The sequence below is a fragment of the uncultured Peptoniphilus sp. genome (genome assembly GCF_946998875.1).
Taxonomy (GTDB): Bacteria; Bacillota; Clostridia; order Tissierellales; family Peptoniphilaceae; genus Peptoniphilus_A.
This window is the reverse complement of the sequence record NZ_CAMQAY010000003.1, coordinates 88,402-112,170: the sequence shown is the minus strand read 5'-3', so window position 1 is coordinate 112,170 and position 23,769 is coordinate 88,402. Positions and strand designations below refer to the sequence as shown.

At 33.7% G+C, this 23,769-nt stretch carries 21 protein-coding genes; 20 read left to right on the top strand and 1 reads right to left on the bottom strand.

Annotated elements, in window-relative coordinates; all coding sequences use genetic code 11:
* The first annotated feature begins 26 nt into the window (after window positions 1-26).
* From Q0U74_RS02490 to Q0U74_RS02405, 18 genes are all read left to right on the top strand, one after another.
* Window positions 27-1,055, top strand: a complete 1,029-nt coding sequence (locus Q0U74_RS02490; protein ID WP_297392530.1) for a hypothetical protein — start codon at window positions 27-29, stop codon at window positions 1,053-1,055.
* A 161-nt stretch (window positions 1,056-1,216) separates the two neighbouring features.
* The gene (locus Q0U74_RS02485) at window positions 1,217-2,311 is read left to right on the top strand and encodes a BMP family ABC transporter substrate-binding protein (RefSeq protein ID WP_297392529.1); all 1,095 of its coding nucleotides are present in this window, start codon (window positions 1,217-1,219) and stop codon (window positions 2,309-2,311) included.
* Between the two features lie 122 nt (window positions 2,312-2,433).
* Window positions 2,434-3,966: an ABC transporter ATP-binding protein gene (locus Q0U74_RS02480; protein ID WP_297392528.1), complete on the top strand. Its 1,533-nt coding sequence runs from the start codon at window positions 2,434-2,436 to the stop codon at window positions 3,964-3,966.
* On the top strand, window positions 3,953-5,080 hold the full coding sequence (locus tag Q0U74_RS02475; RefSeq protein WP_297392527.1) for an ABC transporter permease: 1,128 nt from the start codon (window positions 3,953-3,955) through the stop codon (window positions 5,078-5,080). The genes Q0U74_RS02480 and Q0U74_RS02475 overlap by 14 nt, the downstream gene beginning before the upstream one ends.
* Window positions 5,073-6,029: an ABC transporter permease gene (locus tag Q0U74_RS02470; RefSeq protein WP_297392526.1), complete on the top strand. Its 957-nt coding sequence runs from the start codon at window positions 5,073-5,075 to the stop codon at window positions 6,027-6,029. The genes Q0U74_RS02475 and Q0U74_RS02470 overlap by 8 nt, the downstream gene beginning before the upstream one ends.
* A gap of 319 nt (window positions 6,030-6,348) precedes the next feature.
* Window positions 6,349-7,683, top strand: a complete 1,335-nt coding sequence (gene rsxC / locus Q0U74_RS02465; RefSeq protein ID WP_297392525.1) for an electron transport complex subunit RsxC — start codon at window positions 6,349-6,351, stop codon at window positions 7,681-7,683.
* An 11-nt stretch (window positions 7,684-7,694) separates the two neighbouring features.
* Entirely contained in the window at window positions 7,695-8,687 is a 993-nt protein-coding gene (locus tag Q0U74_RS02460; protein WP_297392524.1) for an RnfABCDGE type electron transport complex subunit D, read from the top strand.
* On the top strand, window positions 8,688-9,272 hold the full coding sequence (locus tag Q0U74_RS02455) for an FMN-binding protein (protein WP_297392523.1): 585 nt from the start codon (window positions 8,688-8,690) through the stop codon (window positions 9,270-9,272).
* Window positions 9,273-9,283: 11 nt separating this feature from the next.
* On the top strand, window positions 9,284-9,880 hold the full coding sequence (rsxE, locus tag Q0U74_RS02450) for an electron transport complex subunit RsxE (RefSeq protein ID WP_297392522.1): 597 nt from the start codon (window positions 9,284-9,286) through the stop codon (window positions 9,878-9,880).
* Complete coding sequence (gene rsxA, locus Q0U74_RS02445; protein ID WP_019124231.1) at window positions 9,880-10,458, top strand: electron transport complex subunit RsxA; 579 nt, start codon at window positions 9,880-9,882, stop codon at window positions 10,456-10,458. Before rsxE ends, rsxA begins: the two co-directional genes overlap by 1 nt.
* A gap of 9 nt (window positions 10,459-10,467) precedes the next feature.
* A complete protein-coding gene (locus tag Q0U74_RS02440; protein WP_297392521.1) occupies window positions 10,468-11,385 on the top strand; it encodes an RnfABCDGE type electron transport complex subunit B in 918 nt (305 codons plus the stop codon).
* Window positions 11,386-11,608: 223 nt separating this feature from the next.
* Window positions 11,609-12,154 carry a hypothetical protein gene (locus Q0U74_RS02435; RefSeq protein WP_297392520.1) on the top strand — a complete coding sequence of 182 codons (546 nt, stop codon included), beginning with the start codon at window positions 11,609-11,611 and terminating at the stop codon, window positions 12,152-12,154.
* A 381-nt stretch (window positions 12,155-12,535) separates the two neighbouring features.
* Complete coding sequence (locus tag Q0U74_RS02430; protein ID WP_297392519.1) at window positions 12,536-14,281, top strand: ABC transporter ATP-binding protein; 1,746 nt, start codon at window positions 12,536-12,538, stop codon at window positions 14,279-14,281.
* The gene (locus tag Q0U74_RS02425) at window positions 14,281-16,002 is read left to right on the top strand and encodes an ABC transporter ATP-binding protein (RefSeq protein WP_297392518.1); all 1,722 of its coding nucleotides are present in this window, start codon (window positions 14,281-14,283) and stop codon (window positions 16,000-16,002) included. Before Q0U74_RS02430 ends, Q0U74_RS02425 begins: the two co-directional genes overlap by 1 nt.
* An 11-nt stretch (window positions 16,003-16,013) precedes the next feature.
* Window positions 16,014-16,613, top strand: coding sequence for an MptD family putative ECF transporter S component (locus Q0U74_RS02420; RefSeq protein WP_288166329.1), 600 nt, complete (start codon window positions 16,014-16,016; stop codon window positions 16,611-16,613).
* The gene (locus Q0U74_RS02415; RefSeq protein WP_297392517.1) at window positions 16,610-17,326 is read left to right on the top strand and encodes an energy-coupling factor transporter transmembrane component T; all 717 of its coding nucleotides are present in this window, start codon (window positions 16,610-16,612) and stop codon (window positions 17,324-17,326) included. The genes Q0U74_RS02420 and Q0U74_RS02415 overlap by 4 nt, the downstream gene beginning before the upstream one ends.
* The gene (locus Q0U74_RS02410; RefSeq protein ID WP_297392516.1) at window positions 17,319-18,716 is read left to right on the top strand and encodes an ABC transporter ATP-binding protein; all 1,398 of its coding nucleotides are present in this window, start codon (window positions 17,319-17,321) and stop codon (window positions 18,714-18,716) included. The genes Q0U74_RS02415 and Q0U74_RS02410 overlap by 8 nt, the downstream gene beginning before the upstream one ends.
* Before the next feature lie 12 nt (window positions 18,717-18,728).
* Complete coding sequence (locus tag Q0U74_RS02405; RefSeq protein WP_297392515.1) at window positions 18,729-19,661, top strand: AraC family transcriptional regulator; 933 nt, start codon at window positions 18,729-18,731, stop codon at window positions 19,659-19,661.
* Between the two features lie 22 nt (window positions 19,662-19,683).
* On the opposite strand, the gene Q0U74_RS02400 is transcribed toward Q0U74_RS02405, so the two are convergent.
* Entirely contained in the window at window positions 19,684-20,478 is a 795-nt protein-coding gene (locus Q0U74_RS02400) for a nitroreductase family protein (RefSeq protein ID WP_297392514.1), read from the bottom strand.
* 110 nt (window positions 20,479-20,588) lie between these two features.
* Here Q0U74_RS02400 and Q0U74_RS02395 point away from each other — a divergent pair, with 110 nt between their 5' ends.
* Window positions 20,589-22,430, top strand: a complete 1,842-nt coding sequence (locus Q0U74_RS02395) for an ATP-dependent helicase (protein ID WP_297392513.1) — start codon at window positions 20,589-20,591, stop codon at window positions 22,428-22,430.
* A gap of 1 nt (window position 22,431) precedes the next feature.
* Window positions 22,432-23,769 carry a magnesium transporter gene (gene mgtE / locus Q0U74_RS02390; RefSeq protein WP_297392512.1) on the top strand — a complete coding sequence of 446 codons (1,338 nt, stop codon included), beginning with the start codon at window positions 22,432-22,434 and terminating at the stop codon, window positions 23,767-23,769.

The following is a 23,769-nucleotide window of genomic DNA, read 5'->3' as shown; positions in this document are numbered from 1 at the left end:
AAATGTTTTCATAATGGAGGTTTAAAATGAACAAGAGAATAAAAAAGCTTGTAATATTTGCAATTTTCTTATTAGTACTTATGTTAGTTTCTTTAACTGCTTTTTTTAGTAAGTCTCTTATGTGGCCAAACTCAAATGTGGAAAGAGAATTTGACGGAATTTTATTTAACAATTCCGATGGAGTGGAAAATCTTCAAGTTGCAAGGTCTGTTGTAAATGAAGGTAGTGAAAAACTCATAAAATATGACATAAAATTCAATTACACAGGCGAAGACACAACTGCAAGAATAATGGGCACACCAACAAGGCAAATTTTCTTTGGCGAGGGTGCAAACTTTAGCAAGTCAAAGGTAAAGCTAAAGGGCGACTTTGACAAAATTAACAAATCACTTTTTGAAGAAAAATTAAAATTAAAAGTTAAAGATTTTTACAACAAAACTGAAAATAAAGATTTTAATGCAGTAAGTGAAGTAAAATTAGATTTGTCAGAAAAGATTGGAGAATATGCCTTTGAAGTTTACTATAATCCAAACCCACTATATTTTTCTGGCGGACAAAAAGTTGAAGACGCATCTATATTTGTAACCAATGCAAAGGTAGAAAACTGGACAGAAACGACAAAATCAACAGATAGCGTAAAGGAAGCCTACACAAATTCAGGTTATTATATCAATAAATTGGAACTAATAGACCAAGGCTTGATAAATAAAATTTCTCTAATCAACACAATTTCAACAGTTGCCTTTTTAGTTTTGACACTTGCTGTGATTGCACTAATCTGGCTAGGCAAGGGAAGCTTCCCAATTTATCTTGGTGCACTATTTATTATGATTCCTGCCTTTTATAGATTTATGGACAAGGGAACAAGTAACCTTGGACTATTAATTATCTATCCAATTTTAGGATTTATAGCATCAATTGTTGCAAGATTTTTAGCAGCAGATGATGATGTAACTTTTGGCACAAAGGAAATGAAACAATCACTAGCCTTTTTGTTAATGTACTTTGTATTATCAGTAGTATTATTTATGATACCAAGAGTTTTCATAGGATAAAAAAGAATAACAAAATATTATTTAAAGCTCAACTCAGTTGGGCTTTTTTTATGGGAAGATTTGTGAAAACTTTTTTCTAAAAATTTTTATTTTTATATAAAATTGAAATAAGTGTCGCTATAATATATAATTTAATTAAATACAAATAGGAGGATTTATTTATGAAGAAGAAACTTACTTTGCTAGCAGTGTTATTAATGGCAATGACACTTGTTGCATGTGGTGGCGGAAATAAAAAAGAAGCTGATAATAAGGCTGCAAACGCTACTAAAGAAGAAAGTACAGAAGCTAAAACTGATGTAAATGTTGGTTTTGTTACTGACGAAGGTGGAGTTAACGACCAATCCTTTAACCAAGGTGTATGGGAAGGACTTCAAAAAGCTCAAAAAGAACTTGGAATCAAGGCTGAATACATTGAATCTAAGGACACTAAGGACTACACTCCAAACTTAGAAACTTTTGCTGACCAAGAAAAGAATTTAATCGTTGGCGCTGGTTACAAAATGGGTGGCAATGTAGCTGAAGCTGCTGGAATGTATCCTGAAATTAACTATGCAATAGTTGACGTTGATGTTACAGTTGATGGAAAGGGTAACAAGATTGAAGCTCCTAAAAACTTACTTGGAATTATGTTTAGAGCACAAGAACCATCTTTCTTAGTTGGTTACATTGCTGGTATGACTACTGAAACTAATAAAGTTGGTTTTGTTGGTGGTCAAGAAAGTAATATCATTTGGGGATTCGAATATGGCTACAAGGCTGGTGTTGATTACGCAGCTAAGGAAAGAGGAACTGAAATCGAAGTTCTTAGCCAATATGTTGGAAACTTCTCTGATGCACAAAAGGGTAAATCAATTACTGCTACAATGTACCAAAATGGTGCTGATGTAGTATTCCACGCAGCTGGTGGAGCAGGCGAAGGTGTTATCGAAGCTGCTAAAGAAGCTGGCAAGTGGGCAATTGGTGTTGATAGAGACCAAAGCGACAGAGCTCCTGAAAATGTATTAACTTCTGCAATGAAAAATGGCGATGTTGCTGTTTACCAAGTTGTAAAAGATATGCAAGAAGGCAAATTTGAAGGTGGAAGAACTATTGAATTTGGTTTAGCTGATGACGGAGCAGTAGGTATTGCACCAACATCTGATAAAAATGTTAAGCCAGAAGTTTTAAAGAGCGTTGAAGAAATCTCTAAGAAAATTGTTTCTGGAGAAATCAAAGTTCCTTATAACGAAGAAACTTACAATGAATACAAATAATTTTTGAAAAAGTTTTTTTAAAGTCATCTCATTTTTATGAGGTGGCTTTTTTCTTGCAATTTATTTCAAAAAATCATAAATCTTTGGTATAATTTACTTAATAAAACAAAGGAGCGTTTGTCTTGGAAATTGATAACAAAGATTTAGTCGTTCGCATGGAGAATATCACAAAAAAGTTTGGAGATTTCGTTGCAAATGATGGAATTGATCTTGATATTAGAAGAGGTGAAATTCATTCCCTTCTTGGAGAAAATGGTGCCGGCAAAACCACTCTTATGAATATGCTTTACGGCATGAGTACTCCTACATCAGGTGAGATTTATATAAACAATGAAAAAAAAGTATTTAAGGACCCCAATGATGCAATCAAGGCAGGACTTGGCATGGTTCACCAACATTTTATGTTAATTGAGCCCTTTACTGTCGTTGAAAATATTATTCTTGGCATGGAGCCCATGAAGGGCATAAAGGTGGACATTAAAAAGGCAAGGGAAGATGTCATTGCTCTTTCTGAGAGATATGGTTTTAAAATCGACCCCGACGCTAAGATTCAGGATATTTCTGTTGGTACTCAACAAAAAGTTGAAATTTTAAAGGTGCTTTATAGAGGTGCTGATATTTTAATTTTTGACGAGCCAACAGCTGTTTTGACGCCTCAAGAAATTACTGAGCTCATCGAAATTATAAAAAACCTTTCCAAGGAAGGTAAGTCAATTATAATTATCACTCACAAATTAAAGGAAATTAAACAAATGGCACATAGGTGCACAATTATAAGGCGTGGCAAAAAAATTGAAACTGTAGATGTCTCAGATGTTACTGAATCAGAACTTGCAGACATGATGGTTGGTAGAGCAGTTCATCTTGATGTTGACAAAAAAGATGTGGAAGCTGGCGATACTATACTTGAAATCAAAAAATTGTGTGCAAGAGATTTTAGAAATGTAAAAAAATTAGACGAGCTTGATTTAGATGTAAAGGCTGGAGAAATCCACGGCATAGCTGGCGTTGATGGCAACGGTCAATCTGAACTCATTGAGACTTTAACTGGTCTAAAGTTAGCCGAAAGCGGCTCAATTATTTTTAAGGGCGAGGAAATTTTAAATAAAAGTCCAAGAGAAATTATTGAAAGGGGAATTAATTCAATTCCAGAAGATAGACAGCTTAGAGGTCTAGTTTTAGATTTTAGCGTTGCAGAAAATTTGATTTTAAAAAATTATTACAAAGACAAATACTCTAAAAAGGGAATTTTAGATTTTAAAAAGATTGAAGACAATGCTACAAAGCTGGAAGATGATTACGACATCAGACCTAGAAATATAAATAGACTGGCTGGAGAGCTTTCTGGTGGAAATCAACAAAAGGTAATTCTTGCAAGAGAAATTTCAGAAGACCCAGATCTTTTAATTTCGGCACAACCTACTAGGGGTCTTGATGTTGGTGCCATAGAATACATCAGAAACTTTTTAATTAATCAAAGGGACAAGGGCAAGGCAGTCCTTTTAATTTCCTTTGAACTAGATGAAATTATGGCTCTTTCTGATAGGATTTCTGTAATCTACAATGGCAAAATTTTAAAAACTTTTGACGCCAAAGAAACTAATGAAAGTGAAATAGGACTATACATGGCAGGAGGTAAAAATGAAGAGAAATAGATTTTTATATACAGTGCTTGCCATTATACTTGGTATTATTATTGGCTCAATTATTTTAATAGTCAGTGGAACTAATCCAATAGAAGCTTACAAGGTTATATTTTTTGGCGCCTTTGGCAAGCCAAAATATATTTCCTGGACAATTGTAAAGGCAGTGCCACTAATCTTAACTGGACTTTCCGTTGCCTTTGCCTTTAACACAGGACTATTTAACATTGGTGCTGAAGGTCAATACATTGTTGGTTCTATTGGAGCCCTAGTTGTTGGTCTTTTAGTAGACTTGCCACCAGTCCTTCACGGTCTTGTAGCTCTTCTTGCTGGAGCTCTTTGCGGTTATATATGGGGAGCCTTAGTTGGTATTTTAAAGGCAAAATTCGAAGTAAATGAAGTTATTTCATCAATTATGATGAACTGGATTGCCTTTTACCTCAGCAACTATCTTTTAAGTTTTCCATTACTTAGAAACATTGAGTCAGACAACTCCTATCCAATTAAAAAAAGTGCCTCTATAAAAATTCTTGGCTCTTGGAAGGCAAGTGAGGCTGGTAAGGCAGTCTTGGCAAATAATAAATTTTTGAGAGATATTTTAAATCCGCCAGTGAATTTTGGAATTATTATTGCCATAGTAGCTGCAATCGTAATTTGGTATATTCTTAAAAAGACAACTCTTGGTTACGAACTTCGTGCCGTTGGCTTTAACCAAAAGGCAGCAGAATATGGCGGCATTAGCATTAATAAATCCATTGTTACATCTATGGGCATAGCAGGAATTTTGGCAGGGCTTGCAGGGGCAATTACAGTTCTTGGAGTTTCTGGAAACATAGGAATTATGGCTGGGCAAGAAGGATATGGCTTTGATGGCATGGCTGTTGCACTTATTGCTGGAAATAATCCTCTTGGAACAATTCCGGCTGCACTTTTATACGCAGGCCTAACTTATGGGGGAGGAAAACTTACAACAATTGGCACTTACTCTGAAGTAGTTAAAATAATTGTGGGCATTATGATTTTATTTATAGCAATGCCAAAACTTTTAGATATGATTAGATTTTTCTCAGGCAAATGGTTCAAGAAGGATTCAAAGGATGTAAAAAAAGGAGGAGCAAATGAATAGTCCACTTTTAAGTTTAGCAAGTATTTTATCAATTACACTTTTATATTCAGCCCCTCTTATTTATACAGCTCTTGGTGGAGTTTTATCTGAAAACTCAGGAGTTGTAAATATTGGACTTGAAGGAATGATGTCCATAGGAGCAGTAGTTGGCTCAATTGTTGGATATTATGTGGGAAATCCTTGGCTTGCCTTTATATGTGGCGGACTTGGGGGACTACTCATTGCCCTTCTTCATGCCATAGCCACGATAAATTTTGCAGCAGACCATGTTGTTAGTGGTATTGCCATAAATTTAATTGGGCCAGGACTTTCACTTTTCCTTTGCAGACTTTTCTTTGATGGAGCTGCCATGTCTAAGTCAATTAACTACGAAGATAAACTTCCAGTATTATTTGCAAATGTATTTAAGGGCGGCTCAGGTAAGGGAATCACTAGATTTTTGGACATAGTTTTTTCACAATATGTTTCAGTCTATCTTGCCTTTGTCCTAGTATTTATAGTTTACTTTATTCTCTACAAGACAAAGCTTGGACTAAGAATAAGAGCTGTGGGCGAATACCCTAAGGCAGCAGAAACTCTTGGCGTTGACGCCTACAAAATAAAATACATCTGCGTCCTTGCTTCAGGATTCTTGGCAGGACTTGGTGGAGCATCCATGTCTCTTGCAGTAGTTTCAAATTACAGGGAAACACTTATATCAGGTCAAGGTTTTATTGCCCTTGCAGCAGTAATCTTTGGAGGATGGAGACCACAAGGTGCCATGCTTGCTTGTCTATTATTTGGTTTTGCCCAAGGTCTATCAGTTTTTCTTGGCTCAATTGGAATAAAAATCGACACAAATTTACTTTCAATGATTCCTTATGCAATTACTCTTATTGTTTTAATAGTATTTGTTAAGGGCTCAAGAGCACCATCAGCAGATGGAATTCCTTATGAAAGAAATAATTAATAAAAATTATTAATAAAAAAATTTTCTCACGATTAAAAGTCGTGAGATTTTTTTTGCAAAAAATTATAAGAGATGACTTAAGAAATGTAAAATTTTGTGGCAAAAATAAAAAAAGTTTCCAGAGAAAAAATAAAATTTATTTCTGCAAAAAATAAAAGAATTTAAAAATTAAAAATTAAGATTGACTACTTTCTCAACTTGTAAAAGATTTCCCAAGTCTAAATTTTTAAGTAGAATCATATACTTTAATTAAATTTAGTGTTATAATTATAACAAAAGGTAAAAAATTAGGCTTATGCCGAATAAGGGGTGAAGTTTTATGAGTTCAAGAAATCTCACTTTTTCCGTAGGTGGAGTTCACATGGACGAACACAAAACTTTGACAGAAAAGATTGCAATTGAGAGGATGCCAAGTCCTAAGATTGCCTACATACCTATGTCACAACACATTGGAGCACCATGCTCACCAGTTGTGTCAAAAGGCGATTCTGTTAAAGTTGGACAAATGGTGGGTAATTCTGATGCTTATATATCAGCTGCTATACACTCTTCTGTATCAGGTACAGTTAAAGAGATTAAAAAAATGTACACAGCTGATGGAAGGTATTGTGATTGCGTCGTTATAGAAAACGATGGCAAAGATGAAATGACTGATGACCTTAAATCTTTTAAAGATTATAAGGATCATCCAATTGACGATTTAGTTCCTTTTATTAAAGAAAAGGGAGTCGTTGGTATGGGTGGTGCTGGTTTCCCTCTTCACGCAAAATTAAAAGGTGAAGACCCAGTGCTTGATGAATGTATAATAAATGGGGCAGAATGTGAGCCTTTCCTCACTTGCGACCACAGAATTATGCTAGAAAGAACTGAAGAAATATTAGAAGGACTAGATATCTTCTCATATTTTTACAATCAAAAAGCTTCTTACATGGCAATTGAAGAAAATAAACCAGACGCAATTGCTAAAATGGAAGAAGTTATAGGAAAGAATCCTAATTGGAGTCACTTAAAAGTTGTTGGATGTCAAACTAAGTATCCACAAGGTGATTCAAAGAGACTTTCTGAAGCCGTTGTTGGAAGAATTGTTCCACAAAATGGTGTAACAAATGATGTTGGGGTTTTCCTAACAAATGTTGGTACAACTCTTGCATTTTATGAAGCAATGATAGAAGGAAAGCCTTCTTATGAAAGAGTAATAACTGTTTCTGGTTCTGGAATTAAGGAGCCAAAGAATATTCTCGTTAAAATAGGTACTCCTGTTGGAGATATTTTAGATTTCTGCGGAGGAGTAAAGGAAAACTTTAAAGAAATTATTTGTGGTGGTCCTATGACTGGCAAGTCAGTATTTAGCCTTGATGCACCTGTTACAAAGACTACTTCAGGTATTTTAGTTTTCACTGAAGAAGAACTAACAGAAAGAATTGAATCTCCATGTATTAGATGTTCAAGATGTGTAGATCACTGTCCAGCAAATATTAATCCAACTGATATTAATCATGCAATTTTAAAGGGCGATGTTGATTTATGCAGCGCTTTACATGCTGACCAATGTATGGAATGTGGTATATGTTCCTTCGTTTGCCCAGCAAAGAGACATCTAAGTGCATCTGTTAAATTAGCTAAACGAGAAATCAGAGCTAATCAAAAGAAATAGGAGGGATCAATTTGGAAAATAATAAAATAACTAAAGATCCGATGACAGTAAATGAAGCTCGCTTCGTTTCACTTGCTCCTCACATTAGATCAAATGACACTGTTCAAAAGATTATGCTTGATGTAATCATAGCACTTGTTCCTGCAATGATTGCTTCTGTATATTTCTTTGGAATGAGGTCAATTCTCTTGATTCTAACTTGTGTAGTAGCATGTGTGGCAACTGAGTATGTAACTCAAACTGCACTTAAAAAGACTGTACAAATAAGGGACTTATCTGCTGTAGTAACTGGAATTTTGATTGCACTAAATATGCCTCAGTCTTTCCCACTATGGATGGCAGCTTTCGGATCCGTTTTTTCAATATTAATAGTAAAAGAATGTTTTGGTGGTATTGGTTTTAACTTTATGAACCCAGCTCTTGCTGCAAGACTTGTACTTATGGCATCATGGCCAAAACAAATTACAGGTTATATTTCACCTGAATTATTAAAACAAGGCGTAACTGATTTAGATTCAATAACATACGCTACACCACTTCAACTTATAGCAGCTGGAGACTTTACAAATCTTCCTCAAATGAAGGATATGTTTATTGGAAACATTGGCGGCGTAATTGGAGAAACTTCAGCAATTGCACTTTTAATCGGTTTTGTATATTTAGTATTTAGAAAGGTAATTTCTTGGGAAATTCCAGTAATTTATGTTGCAACTACTGCAGTATGTCTTGGAATTTTAGGTATTCCTATGAATATAATTCCTTACGAATTATTAGCAGGAGGATTACTTTTAGGTGCTATATTTATGGCAACTGACTACACTACAAACCCAATAAACAGAAAGGGAAGAATAATATTTGCCCTTGGCTGCGGTATTTTAACAGCAGTAATAAGAGTAAAGGCATCTCTTCCAGAAGGTGTTTCCTACGCAATATGTCTAATGAACCTTGCAACACCTTTAATTGACAAGCTTACAGTAACAAGTGCTTATGGGGAGGCGAAGTAAATGAAAGAACCAGTAAAATTTGGAATTATACTTTTAGTTTTCTGCGCCCTATCTGCAGGACTTTTGGCAGTTGTAAATAGTTTTACTGCTCCAGTAATTGCAGAAACTGAACTAAAAAATACACTTGCATCTTACGAAGTTATCTTTGGCGAAAATGCAGATGGCTTTGAAGAATATGATCAAGAAAAATTAAATTCAATTAAAGAAAAATATCCAAATATTGAAAAAATCTTTGTTGCAAAAAAAGGCGACCAAGTTGTTGGATACGGTGTTAATGTAAAATCAAATGGTTATGGTGGAGCTATGGTTAATGCTCTAGGATTTTTACTTGATGGAGATAAAATCGCTGGATTTAGAAATATTTCAAATGGTGAAACAAGTGGATTCGGTTCAAGAATCACAACTGATGAATACTATCCATCTTACGAAGGAAAATCTGCAGCAGGTCCTTTAAAACTTTCTAAGGATCCAAAGGCTGAAGATGAAGTTATGTGGCTTACATCAGCAACAATCTCATCTAAGGGTGCTCTAGCAGGTTCCAACGATGCCATTAAGGTTTACGACGAAGTTTTAAAGAATGAATAAGGAGGATTAAAATGAAATTATCTAAAGTATTCTTAGACGGTGCTTTTAAAAACAATCCCGTATTCATCCAACTTATAGGGCTTTGTTCAACACTGGCTATCACAAATAACTTAACAAACTCTTTGGCAATGGGAGTCGCAGTTACTTTCGTACTAATTATGAGTAACGGAGTAGTATCTGCACTTAGAAATATAATACCTGATAAAATAAGAATTCCTTGTTTTATTGTAGTAATTGCCACTTTCGTAACATTAGTACAAATGATACTTCAAGCTTATTCACAACCAATTTATGCAGCACTTGGTATTTTCTTACCACTAATCGTAGTTAACTGCTGTATCCTTGGTGAAGCAGAAGGTTTTGCTTATAAAAATGCCCTTGTTCCATCAATAGTTGACGGAATAGGAACAGGCGTTGGATATACTATTGCCGTACTTGCAATGGGTCTTGTTCGTGAATTTTTCGGATATGGCACACTATTTAATGTTAATATTTTGCCAGAATCTTATCCAGGAATTGGAATTATGGGAGCTCCAGCAGGTGCCTTCATACTTCTAGGATTTTTAATTGCAGGATTTAAACTAATGTTAAATAGGAGGGCAGACTAATGTTAGAAAGTATTATTACGATTTTAATTTCAACAATACTTGTAAATAATTATGTTTTTGCTCAATTCTTAGGAATTTGTCCCTTCTTAGGTGTATCTTCCAAGACAGAGACTGCCCTTGGAATGGGAGTAGCCGTTACCTTTGTAGTTGTACTTGCATCTGCAATAACATGGCTAATTCAAATTTTTGTATTAGATAAATTTGGACTTGAGTATTTACAAACAATTGCATTTATTCTTGTAATTGCATCACTAGTACAATTTGTAGAAATGTTTATTAAGAAGTCATCACCTTCACTTTACCAAGCCATGGGTGTATATCTTCCACTTATTACTACAAACTGTGTTGTACTTGGTGTAACAGTTTTAAATGTTCAAAATGGATATAACTTAATAGAAACAATATTTAGCGGATTTGGAGCTTCAATAGGTTTCACACTTGCCCTTGTACTTATAGCAGCACTAAGAGAAAAATTAATGCTAGCAGATGTACCTAAGGCACTTCAAGGAGTTCCAATTGCACTTGTTAGTGCAGGCCTAATGGCAATTGCATTTTCAGGTTTCGGCGGATTGGTATAGGAGGTAATTATGGAAATGAGTACAGTACTTACCCCAGTCTTGTTTTTGGGAATTGCAGGAGCCTTTTTTGGAGTAATTCTTTCAATTGCATCTAAGGTTTTTTATGTAAAGGTAGATCCAAAGGTCGCTGAAGTTAGAGATGTACTTCCGGGAGCAAACTGTGGAGCTTGTGGATTTCCTGGTTGCGATGGTTTAGCAGAAGCCATTGCCAATGGAAAAGCACCAGTAAATGGTTGTGTAATTGGTGGTGCAGATACAGCTGAAAAAGTCAGCCAAGTAATGGGCGTTAATGCAGGAAATGTAGAAAGAAATATTGCCTGTGTACTTTGCCAAGGAGACTGCGACAAGGCAAAAAATAAATATGATTACAATGATTTAGTTGACTGTAGATTAATTTCTGACTATCAACAAGGTGCAAAGGCATGTAACTTTGGTTGCTGCGGCGGTGGCACTTGCGTAAGTGTCTGCGAATTTGATGCAATTCACATGGTAAATGGAGTTGCAGTAGTAGACAAGGAAAAATGTGTTGCCTGCATGAAGTGTATCAACATTTGCCCTAAAAAAATCATTGCACTTAGACCTTACAAATCAAAGACAGTTGTTGAATGTAAGTCACTTGATCCAGGAAAAGTTGTAAGAACTAACTGTTCAATAGGTTGTATCGGATGCGGTATCTGTGAAAAGAACTGTCCTAAGGATGCAATCCATGTAGAAAACAACCTAGCATCAATTGATTATGACAAGTGTATCAACTGTGGAATTTGCGTTTCAAAATGTCCAACAGGAGCAATTTATTGCGAATATCCTGAAAGAGTGGAAAAGATGAAACAAAAGGAAAAAGAAAAGAAAGAAAAAGAAAGACAAGCAAAACTTGAAGAAGCAAAGCTAAAGAAAGCTGAAGCAGAAAAAGAAAAAGTTAATGCTTAATCTTTAAAATCTAAATTAAGAAACTGTCGTGCAAGCGGCAGTTTTTTCTTGCAAATTTTTTAATAAATTTTAAAAAAATTTCAAATACACTTTTTTTAACTACTTTATATATATAAAAACTTCACAAAATTTTGCCATTCTATTTTTTTTTTTTTTGAATAATGTGATATCATGGTAATAAGAAGAACTAAAAATAGAGAAAAATTTAAAAGGAGTGTGTTCTATGAAAAGAAAGTTTTATATGAAGATTGTTTTTGCCTTACTTATAATGATGTTAGTAACTTCATGCAAATCTCAGGAGAAGGCAAGAGTAGAAAATACTTCTAATGCAAAAGAAGTAAGCCAAGAAAATGTAGACAAAGAAAAAGATGAAAAGGTGGAGGATAAACTCTTTGTAGAAAAAGAAAATCCAAGAATTGTTGCTATGTCAGTTAAGGCTGCAAAGGCTTTAAAATTTTTGGGTTATGAAAATGTAGTGGCAGTTCCTAATGGAGCAGAGTCCATTTATCCCGATGCAAGTAGTATAGGCGATGAAATGAATCCTAACTTTAAACTTGTAAAAAATCTAAACCCAGATTATTATCTTACAGATTCAAGTGTAACTTATGATAAACCTTTGGGACAAAAGGTGGAGGGCATTTCCTATGCTTCAGCTTCCTTTGAGACTTTAGAGGACACAAAAAATGGTCTCAACTTCTTTGCCAAGGGCTTGGGCTTAGATGAAGATGCTGCTAAAGAAAAGATTGATTCACTTACAGAAAATATTTAGAGCGAATGAATAGTTCAAAAGAAATTTAAATAATATAAAAAAAATCTCCACAGGCTCGTGGAGATTTTTTGTTACTTTGCAAAAAAAAGGGCGGATGCCCTTATTTTTATCTTTAAAATTTTTTAAATTAAATTTTAAAACAGTCGCACGTCATTAATGTGGGACTGTTTTTTATGCTTTCTTGCAAAGATGTTTTATAAAAAAATTTGAATGTTTTGTGATTAAAGTAAAATATGGTAAATAAATTCTAATTGAATATAATTAAAAAATTTTTTGAATAGAAAAGTATTTTTGTTAAGAAATTTAGGAAAGAAAATATTATAATAATCTCGATAATCATTATCAATTGATTTTTAATTAAATAAAGAGAGGTGTCATATTTTGAAATTATACAAAAAATTATTTTCCTACATACCTGAGAGAAGACTCCACGGTATTCTTGCGAGTCTACTTACAGCGGTGGGCATTTTTTTAGAATTTTATGCTTATTATTTAATTTGGATTTTGCTAAAGAATGTTTTTACTGGCGGGGTCTTGTCTGAAGAAAGGAGTCTTGCCATAAAAATTTTATTTTTATTTATTGCCTATGGTCTTTTATATTTTATGGGTCTTTGGATGAGTCACTTGGCAGGATTTAGGCTTGAAACTCGTCTTCGTGAAAGAGGTATAAGGCACCTTCTCAGGGCATCTAATACTTTTTTTGATCTACATAATTCTGGTGAAGTGAGGAAAATAATTGACAACAATGTTGAGCAAACTCACATGATAGTGGCTCATTTAATTCCAGATCAAACTGCCGCATTATTGACTCCCATACTTATGATTATTTTGACCTTCGTATTGGATTTATACCTTGGAATATTTTTTATTGTCATTGTCCTAATAAGTTTAGTCCTTGTAAAAAATATGATGGGCGATCAGTCCTTTATGAAGAAGTACATGGATATGCTTGACGAAATGAACGCAGGTGCAGTTGAGTATGTAAGGGCTATGCCTGTAGTAAAGATTTTTAATGCGCCCCTAATTGGTTTTAAAAAACTTTATGATTCAATCCTCATTTATAAGGATATGGTCTATAAATATTCTATGTCTTGCAGGATTCCCTATGTCCTATTCCAATGGCTTTTAAATATTTTTATAATTACGCCAATATTTTTGGGAATCTTTATGGTAAACAGGGGAGCTGATCCTGGTCTTTGGGCGGCAAAAATTTTATTTTTCACTTTATTCATGGGGATATTCTTTTCTAACACAATGAAAATTATGTATGTATCTATGTATATCTTCCAAGCCAATTCTGCTGTGGATAATCTTGAAAATTTATTCAAGGAGATGAAGGCCAAGGAAATAGAATTTGGAAGCCAAAGGGAATTTTTAAACAAGAATATTGAGTTTAAAAATGTCGACTTCTCTTATGACGGAGAAAATAAAATTTTAGATAAGTTCTCATTGAGTCTTGAGGAAGATAAGGTCTATGCCTTGGTGGGTAGTTCTGGCTCAGGTAAATCAACTATTGCAAAATTAATTTCTGGTCTATACCCTGTCGACTCAGGAGAAATTTTAATTGGAAACAAAAATATTTCTTCTTATGATAAGGAAAGTCTTATGAAAAATATAGGAATTGTTTTTCAAAACCCACAACTCTTCCAAGGTATTTCCATATTTGAAAATGTTAAGCTTGGAAAAAGTGATGCCTCTGATGAAGAAGTTTTAAGGGCATTAAGGCTTGCAAGGTGTGATGAATTTATAGACAAATTTAAAGATGGTTATGATGTAGTGATTGGAGCAGAGGGTGTAAATCTCTCTGGTGGAGAAAAGCAAAGGGTAAGTATTGCTAGAATTTTCCTAAAGGATCCAAAAATTATAATTATGGACGAAGCTTCAGCTGCAGCTGACCCTGAAAACGAGTATGAACTACAAAGAGCCTTTAAGGAATTAATAAAGAACAGGACTACAATTATGATTGCCCATAGGCTCACTTCCATAAGAGGGGTAGATGAAATTCTTTTGATTGAAGATGGAAAGCTAATTGAAAGAGGAAGTCACGATAAACTTTATAAGGAAGATGGTAAGTATAAGAAGTTTGTGGAAATGTATATGAAGGCAAATGAATGGAGGGTTGACTGATGAAAAATTATTTGAAAAATCGTTTTGGACTTACAGACAAGGGGGCAGAGGGTGCCCTTGTTGCAATAAGATATTCTAGTCTAAAGAGCCTTTCTTATATGCTACCTATGTTCCTTCTTATGTATGTACTGCAAGGCCTGTTAAATTTAGGAGACTTTAGTCCAAGGCTTTCGGTCATCGCCTATGTAATAATTGCCCTTCTCATGATTTTTGTAATTAATAGGGACTACATTACAACTTACAACGAAACCTATAAGGAATCTGCAAATCTTAGGATAGAAATTTCTGAAATAATTAAGGACCTGCCTCTTAGTTTTTATACAAGTAGAGATTTAACAGATCTTTCTCAAACAATAATGAAGGATGTAGAGGCAATTGAGCATAGTCTTTCTCATGCACTTTCAGGATTTTATGCCTTTATAATAAATCTAGTTATTATTTCCATTTTGTTACTAATTGGGAATTTAAAACTTGGGCTTGCAGTTATAGTGCCAATTTATATTTCTGCTATTTTGAATTTCCTTTCAAGCAAGATTCAAAAGAAGGGAGTGAGTTTCTATTATAAGGAGCAAAGGAAGTCCTCAAAGATGTTCCAAGAACTCATTGACCTATCTACAGAGATCAAGTCCTATAATTTGACTGAAGAAAAGGAAAAAAATGGCATTGACTTTGTTAGGTCCTTAGAAAAGAAACACATTAAGTCAGAACTGGGACAAGTTATCCCCATTGTTTCTGCAAGAGTTGTGGCAAACTTATCCCTAGCCCTTGCAATATATGTTGGATTAAATAGCTTGATAGATGGAGAAATAAATATCTTGTATTTTGCGGGCTACTTATTTGCTTCAGCAAGATTAATTGATGGAGTCGCTGCCTTCAACGGATTTTATGCAGAGTTAATGTATATCGATTCGCCAGTTGAAAAGATAAAGGCACTTAGGAATGAAAAAATTCAAAGGGGAAATAGAGCAGACTTGAAGTCCTTTGACATTGATGGAAGGAAGCTTACTTTTTCTTATCTCCATGACAAAAAAGTTATAGATAATATTTCCTTTAAGGCCTTGCAGGGAAAGACTACTGCCCTTGTTGGTCCATCTGGTTGCGGTAAGTCCACCCTAATCAAATTAGTGGCAAGATTATATGATTATGACTCTGGAGAAATCAAAATTGATGGCAAGGAGATAAAAAATATTGCCACACAAGACTTGTTCAAACACATTTCCATGGTCTTTCAAGATGTAACCCTCTTTAATGGATCAGTAATGGAAAATATTAGGTTGGGTAGGTCCAGTGCCAGTGACGAAGAAGTCCTTGAAGCGGCAAGACTTGCCAACTGCGATGACTTTGTAAAGAAATTGCCAAGGGGATATGAAACAGAAATTGGCGAAAATGGTTCAAACTTATCTGGCGGTGAAAGACAAAGAATTTCCATAGCGAGAGCTTTCTTAAAGGATGCAGAAATAATTCTTTTAGATGAAATTGCTGCATCACTTGATGTGGAAAATGAAAAGTATATCCAAGAGTCTTTGAATAAATTAATAAAGAAGAAAACTGTCATCATAATATCCCACAGGATGAAGTCAATAGAAAATGTAGACCAAATAATTGTTATGAAAGACGGAAAAATTGAAGACTTTGGAAGACATGAAGAACTAATAGAAAGAAGCAAGACTTACAAGAAGATGATTGAGTCATCAAAGAAGTCAGAAGAATTTGTATATTAGGAGGAGATAAAATGAATAAAAATAATATGAATGGTCTAAAAACAAAGGATTTGATTACTATAGGGGTTTTCACAGCTCTCTATTTTATATTTAATATGATTGGGGGAATGCCTTTTGGAATGAATCCTGTATTAACCTTTTATCAGCCAATGGGTAGTGCTCTTTTGTCAGGAATAATATTTATGTTTCTGATCTCGAAAGTGGCTAAAAGAGGAACGATTGCTATTTTGGCAATAATAATTTGTATTTTGAGATTTGCAACTGGCATGCATTGGGCTATGGGTCTTGGAACTTTAGTTATGGGTATAATTGCTGAATTTATAGCAGGAAGCAAGGCATATAAAAGTAAAAAAATTAACATCCTTTCTTTTGGAGTATTTGCACTTGGAGATATAGGGACTTTTGTTGTATATTTCATGGATCCTAAGTCTTGGTCAAATGCAATGATAGAAAAGGGGACAGATATAACATATATAGAGTCTATGAATGCAGCAGCTGCTGATTGGATGATTTATGTTATTGTAATTGGAACTTTTTTAGTTGCTTTATTTAGTGCTTTTATAGGTTCTAAACTTTTAAAAAAGCAATTTGAAAAGGCGGGTATTATATGATTTCAGGAGAATTGAATACACATATTAATCCATGCACAAAAATAGTTTTACTATTTTTGTGCATAATTATATCTAGTATATTGCCCTCAATAGAATACGAATTAGCTTTTGTAGCATTAATTGCTATTTTTAGTCTTATAAATAGAAAAATCAAAATTGCTTTTACTGGGATATTAATATATCTATTAGTATATTTTCTTAGTATTTTAACTGTAAGATATGGAAGTAATACTTTTAGAAGCATATTTATGCCATTTTTGGGTTTAGTTAATAAAATTTATCCGGTATGTATGCTCTCTATGATAATACTTAGTACAACGAAAGTAGGGGAGTTTTTATCTGCTATGGATTATGTTGGTGTTTCTAAAAAAATTTCTATCCCACTAGCAGTAATGCTTAGGTATATACCAACTATAAAAGAAGATTGGCTATATATAAAAGATTCAATGGGGCTTAGAGGGATTTCTCCATCCTTTTTTGGATTTATAAAAAACCCTTCTTTAACCGTAGAATGCATTTATTCTCCTATGATAATTATGGCGTCAAAAGCCGCAGATGAATTAACTATAGCTTCTATCACAAGGGGAATTGAATCACCAAATAAACGAACTTCAATTATAAGAATTAATTTTGGAATTTTAGATTATTTATCTCTAATAATTGGAGTAATAATTACTGCATTTACAATATATTTGAGGTATTCTTATGATTAAGTTAAATGAAGTTTGTTTCAAATATAGAAACACTAAGGATATTAGCCTAGATAATATAAATCTAGAAATAAAAAAAGGAGAGTTTATTTTAATATGTGGTTCTTCTGGATCTGGCAAAACCTCTATTACAAGACTTATAAATAAGTTGATACCATATTATTATGAAGGAGATTTAAATGGTGATGTAAAAATAAATGATAAATTATTATCTAACTGTCAAATGTTTGAACTTTCAAAAAATGTCGGAAGTGTTTTTCAAAATCCTAGAACCCAATTCTTTAATGTGGATACAAATAGTGAAATTGTATTCGCACTAGAAAACCAAGGAGTAGAAAGAAAAATTTTAGAAGAGAAATTAGATGAAACCTGCAATAAATTAGAAATAAATAAACTAAAAAATAGAAATATTTTTCATTTATCTGGAGGAGAGAAACAAAAAATTGCTTTTGCATCAGTTTATGCAACAAATCCAGATATTTATTTACTTGATGAGCCTTCTTCTAATTTGGATATACCGACCATTGATATATTAAAAAAACACTTATCCATGTTGAAGGAGAGTGGTAAAACAGTTATTATATCTGAGCACAGAATCTATTATATAATGGATTTAGTTGATAGAATTATTTATATGAAGAATGGGAAAATTGATAAAATTTTTTCCAATAAAGATTTTTTAAGTTTATCTGAAGATGAAATTAAGACTATGGGTTTAAGAACAAGAAACAAACCTAGTTTAAATATAAAAGAAAAATCATCAATTATAGATAAGTCTTATTTACAGGTGAATAATGTTTCAATTTATAGGAAAGATACATGCCTTATAGATAGACTTAGTTTTTCTGCAAACAAGGGTGATATTATTGCTGTTTTAGGATCTAACGGCATAGGGAAAACTACTTTTTTAAGAACTCTTTGTGGACTTTATACTGATTATAAGGGTGAGTTTATTTTAAAATCTAAAAAAATTGATGAAAAAGCAAGAAAACAAATATCTTATATGGTTATGCAAGACGTTAATTATCAATTATTTGCTGAGAGTGTCTTTGCTGAATGTAAACTAGGAATAAAGAACGTAAAAGATGGTTTGATTAATGAACTGCTAAATGATTTTGACTTATATAATTATAAAAATAGTCACCCTAACACTTTGTCTGGGGGACAAAAGCAAAGACTTGCCATAGTTTGTGGACTATTGTGTAACAAAGACATTTTTATTTTAGATGAACCTACAAGTGGGCTTGATTATAAAAATATGCTTAAAACTGTAGAATTATTAAAGTCACATTCAAAAGATAAAATTATTTTTATATCTACCCATGATTTTGAATTTGCAAGTTTAATTTGCAATCGTGTGTTGGATTTAGAAAAAGTTCGAAAGAAAATATAGTGGAGTTTGTAAATGAAAAATACTAATTATTTAGCTTCCTGGGACTTTGAGGTTGTCGATGATAATGATGATTTTATAGAGTATCAAGGAATAAGCCATCCTAAAAATAAAATGAAAAATTATAAACTTTTTCCAGGACTTATGCTGATGTATATTGACTTAAGAGAAAAGTATCAAGTGAAAGCTTCTGAGAGTAAGGGAAATAAGGGTTATAGGATTTCTTATTGCTATGAAGGTAATTACTTTACTTATATTAACGATACAAAAATTTTAATAACGAGAGAAATTTTTATTGGCAAGGCACTTCCCTATGCACGGGAATCTTATACAACCAAGGACAGGGTTCAAGCTTTTAATTTTTTGATTTTTGAAAACGAAATAGATAAGGATTCTTTTTCCGGTAAAATCCTAGTGGAATTTTTGAGAAAAATAAATTCAATAAAGGATATGGGTTTTGTCTATAAAAATGAAAGACTAATTCAAAGGGCCAATGAACTTATCCAAGTCCTAAAAAGTGAAGACGTCTTGGGGATTTCTATAAAGGCTCTGGATTTAATTTACGATATCACGAGAGAAAAAACTTCAGAAATAAGAAAATCTTATCAAAAGGAAGAAAGAAGCGAGGAAATTATTTTAATTGAAGAGTTTATTAAAGAGAATTTAGACAAGGATATAACTTTAGATTTGCTTACAAAGAAATTTAAGATTTCTAAGTCAAACTTAAATAATAAATTCATCAGAAAATTTCAGTACACTCCTATAAAGTACCTCAACAATTTAAGGATGATGAAGGCAGAAGAAATTTTGATGAAGACAGAAAAAAACATAACGGAAATTTCTATGGAACTTGGTGTCACAAGCCCATCAAATTTTACAAGGTCCTTTAAAAAATTTACAGGTCTAAGTCCAAGTGAATACAGAAAAAAAGAAGCTCTAAAGGAATGAGCTTCTTTTTAATGTTTAAATTTTATAGTGTAAAGGAACCAATGTAATAATATTTACCTGCATCCTTTAAGTCGATTGTCCATTTTTTATTTATACCAATAGTCTTTAGCATTTCTTCCATGTAGAATAAGATTACGCCCATGTCGATAAGCGATCTGTTGTCTTCATCAGATTTTACCATATAGGCATCAACTTCTGCTCCCTTAAGGACAAATCTCCAAGGTTGGAAATTTTTGTGACTTGGTGCATATCTTACTGATGAAAATACATCAAAGACGCCATAGTTTTCTAATGTTTCTATGGAAATAGGATTTCCAATTGTATCTGCGAAAACAATTTCTTCAACGCTAAGTCTTGAACTTGTAACTTCTGGGTCAAATAATTTTTTCTTTTGTCCATAACCAAGGGCAATTAAATAATCTATGCCTGTGCCATTTTCTCCGAAGATGGCTCTTTTTGTATCTGCATCAACGCTATCAACTGTGATCCAACAAGTGTCTATGTCAAGGTCAACAATTTTTGTGTTTAATTTTTCTAGGCAGTAGCCACCCTTTAATATGTTAAGTGGTTTGTCTCCGTCAATGTCTAGTGCAATGTAGTGTGGAGCTTCTATCATGACTCCTGCATAGCCTGCCTTGCCTCTTAGACCTTCAGCTACAATTTTTCCGTTTTCATAAAGAGAAAAACTTATGCCGCTTTCATTAGTTCCCAATTCTTCCATAAGTAATTTTATATTTTCCAAGGCATCTCTTGGAACTGTGTCCGTTTTAAAATTTCTGACAGACTTTCTTTTTTGCAAGAAATTTGTCATTAACATAGTTATACCCCCTAAACCAGTTTATATTTAAATTATATCACAATGGCAGGGTTAAAAAAATAGATTTAAAATATTTATGAAATAGTTTACACTAGAGTGGGAGGGATAAAGTGAAATTAACATCTAGTCAATTAAAAGCTGTGGAACATTTCAAAGGACCTGCAATAGTTCTTGCTGTTCCTGGTGCAGGCAAGACAACTATGATTTTACATAGGACTAAGAGATTAATAGATAGGGGAGTGGACCCAAAGAGCATTCTTACTATTACTTTTTCCAAGGCGCAAGCTGTGGACATTAAGATGCGTTACAATTTAATGTTTGAGGATAAAAATGCTGTCTTTTCTACTATTCACGCCTTTTGTTATTCCATAGTTCGCGACTACTCTAAAAAATCTGGCAAGTCCCTTAGCCTCATTGATTCAAATTTAAAGAAAAAATATGAAATTTTAAGAGATATTTATAGAGATGTCAACAAAACTTATCCCACTGAAGAGCGAATTGAAACGGCAATTTCTGAAGTTGGCTACTGCAAAAATATGATGCTCAGTCCATCTTCTTTTGCAAAGACAAAAAGATGCGACACTGACAACTTCGTAAAGTTTTATGAGACCTATGAAAAGTATAAAAAGGACAAAAATTTAATTGATTTTGACGACATGATAAATCTAGCTTATGAGATTTTAAAAAGTGATGCATCTATAAGAAAAAAATATAGAGACAGGTTTAAATTTATCCAGCTTGACGAAGGACAAGACACAAGTAGGAGTCAGTTTCAAGTTTTAAAACTTTTGGCTAAGCCTGTCAACAATTTATTTGTTGTTGCCGACGACGACCAGTCCATTTACGGCTTTAGGGGCGCTAGCACTGAAGAACTTTTTAAGCTGCAAAAAGATTATGAGGACATTGCGACTTTTTACATGGAAGAAAATTTTCGTTCTACAAAAAATATTGTAAACATTGCAAATATTTTTATTGCCCAAAATGAAAATCGCTTCGAAAAAACTGTTGTCACAGACAATCCCTTTGCTAAACCTGTTAATATTATTAAGGTCAAGGAGCCTAAGGACCAGTATGCCTTTATCGAAAGGGAGCTTCAAAAGGAGGCAGGGGACCTTTGTGTTTTATACAGAAACAATCTATCCAGCATTGGACTTGTGGAGTATTTTGAGAGAAAAAATTATGATTTTAATATAAAGGACAAAAAGACTAAGTTCTTTTCTCACTTTATAACTCGCGATATTTTAGATATTTTAAATTTTTCACGTGACCTTTCCGATATTGACCTCTATGAAAAATTTTACTTTAAATTAGATGGCTACATTTCCAAAAAGCATATCGACTATATGAAGAGAAATAGGGGCAAAAATATTTTTAATATTTTAAAGGACTATCCAGGACTTCCATCTTACTACCACAAAAATATTAACAAGTTATTAGTTGGCTTTAAAAAAATTGCCAGATCTAATGTCTACGATGCCATTAATTATATTGACAAGGAAATGGGTTATGGCAAATATTTAAGAGAAAATGCTAAGAGATTCATGGAAACAGAGGCGACTTTAAACGAATACCTCTACTATTTAAAGTTAATTGCAAAGAGCACAGAGTCTCTGGATTTATTTATTGGCAGGTTAAAGGAATTGGAGTACGACCTCTTAAAGCCAAGAACTAATAAGGCAAATTTAACTTTTTCAACTATTCATTCTGCCAAGGGGCTTGAGTTTTCCCGAGTTTTTGTTGTAGACTTATATGAGGGGACTTTGCCATCTACTGCAAGTCTTGAAGCCATAAGAGAAGATGAAGAACTTTTTTGTGAAGAGAGAAGACTCTTTTATGTTGCCATGACTAGGGCAAAAAATGAATTATATTTAATGTACTCCCGATACACAAATGGAATGAAAAATGAAATTTCTTCTTTTGTAACAGATTTAGAAACTTTGGCAGGTGATTAAAATGGATTTAAATGAAGAGATAAGAAAAATTATAAAAATAAAAGATGACATGCTCTTAAACAGTCTCTTTGATGAGTATCACCCTGTAGATATTGCACTTGAAGCAGAGGATTTAGAAGATGAGGACCTGGAAACTTTTGTCAGCCTAGTGAGCCATGACAACATGGCACTTCTCTTTGAATCGGCAGAAGATGATCTCAGCGCTAGGATGATGGCATTTTTTACTGATGATGATCTAATAGAAATTTTTGCTCACATGGAAACTTCAATAGTTGCCGACCTTTTGGGAGTTCTTTCTACTGTTAGGAGAAAGGCAATTTTGTCCTCAATGAAAAGTGCTGAGAAAAACACCTTGAAGATGATACTTTCCTTTGATGAAGAGTCTGCCGGCGGTATCATGACCACAAATTTTATTGCACTTAAGGCAAACTTGACGGCAGAAGAAGCCATAAAAAAACTTAGGGCAATTTCACCTGAGACAGAAATTATTGACGAAATTTTTGTCACAGACGATTATCACAGACTGCAAGGCATTGTGACAATAAGGGATCTCTTAGTTGCCAACGCCAAGACTCCTCTTCAAGATATTTTAAAAGAGGTTGACTTTTATGTATATGGCACTGACGACCAAGAAGTTGCGGCAAACTTGTTTAGCAAGTACGAGCTAGACATTTTGCCAGTAGTTAACAGCAACATGGCAATCCTCGGCGTTATTACATCAGAAGACATTATCGCCATAATCGATCAAGAGCACAACGAAGATATTTTGCAGATGCACGGTGTTAATGCAGACGAAGTCTACGACTCAACTTGGCTGGACTCCTTTAAGAGCAGGATTCCCTGGTTAATTGTAAATTTACTGACAGCCTTTTTGGCATCATCTGTTGTAAAGGGCTTTGAGTCCACAATTTCACAGGTAGTCGTCCTATCTGCAGCCATGCCAATTGTAACGGGGATGGGCGGCAACGCAGGCTCACAAACTCTTTCAATTATACTTACATCACTTGCTCGAGGTGAGTTGTCTTTAAAGGAAGATTACAAACTCATCTTTAAGGAAATATTTTTGGGACTTTTTGAAGGAGCCATTATAGGAATTTTGGCAGCTGGAGTTTTTGTATTTTGGCATCACAATATCTATTTAGGATTTATTTTATTCTTAGCCATGATTGCCAACATGATAATTGCCTGCTCCATGGGCTTTCTCATTCCACTTATCTTGGATAAGATAAAAATAGACCCAGCCATAGCCTCATCAATTTTTCTCACAACTTTTACAGATGTATTTGGTTTTTTTATCTTCTTAGGACTTGCTACAGTTTTCTTGCCACTTTTAATTTAA

Excerpts from the sequence above, each read along its gene's own strand:
- Q0U74_RS02490 (WP_297392530.1), top strand. The coding sequence starts at position 27 with ATGAACAAGAGAATAAAAAAGCTTGTAATATTTGCAATTTTCTTATTA.
- Q0U74_RS02485 (WP_297392529.1), top strand. The coding sequence starts at position 1,217 with ATGAAGAAGAAACTTACTTTGCTAGCAGTGTTATTAATGGCAATGACA.
- Q0U74_RS02475 (WP_297392527.1), top strand. The coding sequence starts at position 3,953 with ATGAAGAGAAATAGATTTTTATATACAGTGCTTGCCATTATACTTGGT.
- Q0U74_RS02470 (WP_297392526.1), top strand. The coding sequence starts at position 5,073 with ATGAATAGTCCACTTTTAAGTTTAGCAAGTATTTTATCAATTACACTT.
- rsxC (WP_297392525.1), top strand. The coding sequence starts at position 6,349 with ATGAGTTCAAGAAATCTCACTTTTTCCGTAGGTGGAGTTCACATGGAC.
- Q0U74_RS02455 (WP_297392523.1), top strand. The coding sequence starts at position 8,688 with ATGAAAGAACCAGTAAAATTTGGAATTATACTTTTAGTTTTCTGCGCC.
- rsxE (WP_297392522.1), top strand. The coding sequence starts at position 9,284 with ATGAAATTATCTAAAGTATTCTTAGACGGTGCTTTTAAAAACAATCCC.
- rsxA (WP_019124231.1), top strand. The coding sequence starts at position 9,880 with ATGTTAGAAAGTATTATTACGATTTTAATTTCAACAATACTTGTAAAT.
- Q0U74_RS02440 (WP_297392521.1), top strand. The coding sequence starts at position 10,468 with ATGGAAATGAGTACAGTACTTACCCCAGTCTTGTTTTTGGGAATTGCA.
- Q0U74_RS02435 (WP_297392520.1), top strand. The coding sequence starts at position 11,609 with ATGAAAAGAAAGTTTTATATGAAGATTGTTTTTGCCTTACTTATAATG.
- Q0U74_RS02425 (WP_297392518.1), top strand. The coding sequence starts at position 14,281 with ATGAAAAATTATTTGAAAAATCGTTTTGGACTTACAGACAAGGGGGCA.
- Q0U74_RS02420 (WP_288166329.1), top strand. The coding sequence starts at position 16,014 with ATGAATAAAAATAATATGAATGGTCTAAAAACAAAGGATTTGATTACT.
- Q0U74_RS02415 (WP_297392517.1), top strand. The coding sequence starts at position 16,610 with ATGATTTCAGGAGAATTGAATACACATATTAATCCATGCACAAAAATA.
- Q0U74_RS02410 (WP_297392516.1), top strand. The coding sequence starts at position 17,319 with ATGATTAAGTTAAATGAAGTTTGTTTCAAATATAGAAACACTAAGGAT.
- Q0U74_RS02405 (WP_297392515.1), top strand. The coding sequence starts at position 18,729 with ATGAAAAATACTAATTATTTAGCTTCCTGGGACTTTGAGGTTGTCGAT.
- Q0U74_RS02400 (WP_297392514.1), bottom strand. The coding sequence starts at position 20,478 with ATGTTAATGACAAATTTCTTGCAAAAAAGAAAGTCTGTCAGAAATTTT.
- mgtE (WP_297392512.1), top strand. The coding sequence starts at position 22,432 with ATGGATTTAAATGAAGAGATAAGAAAAATTATAAAAATAAAAGATGAC.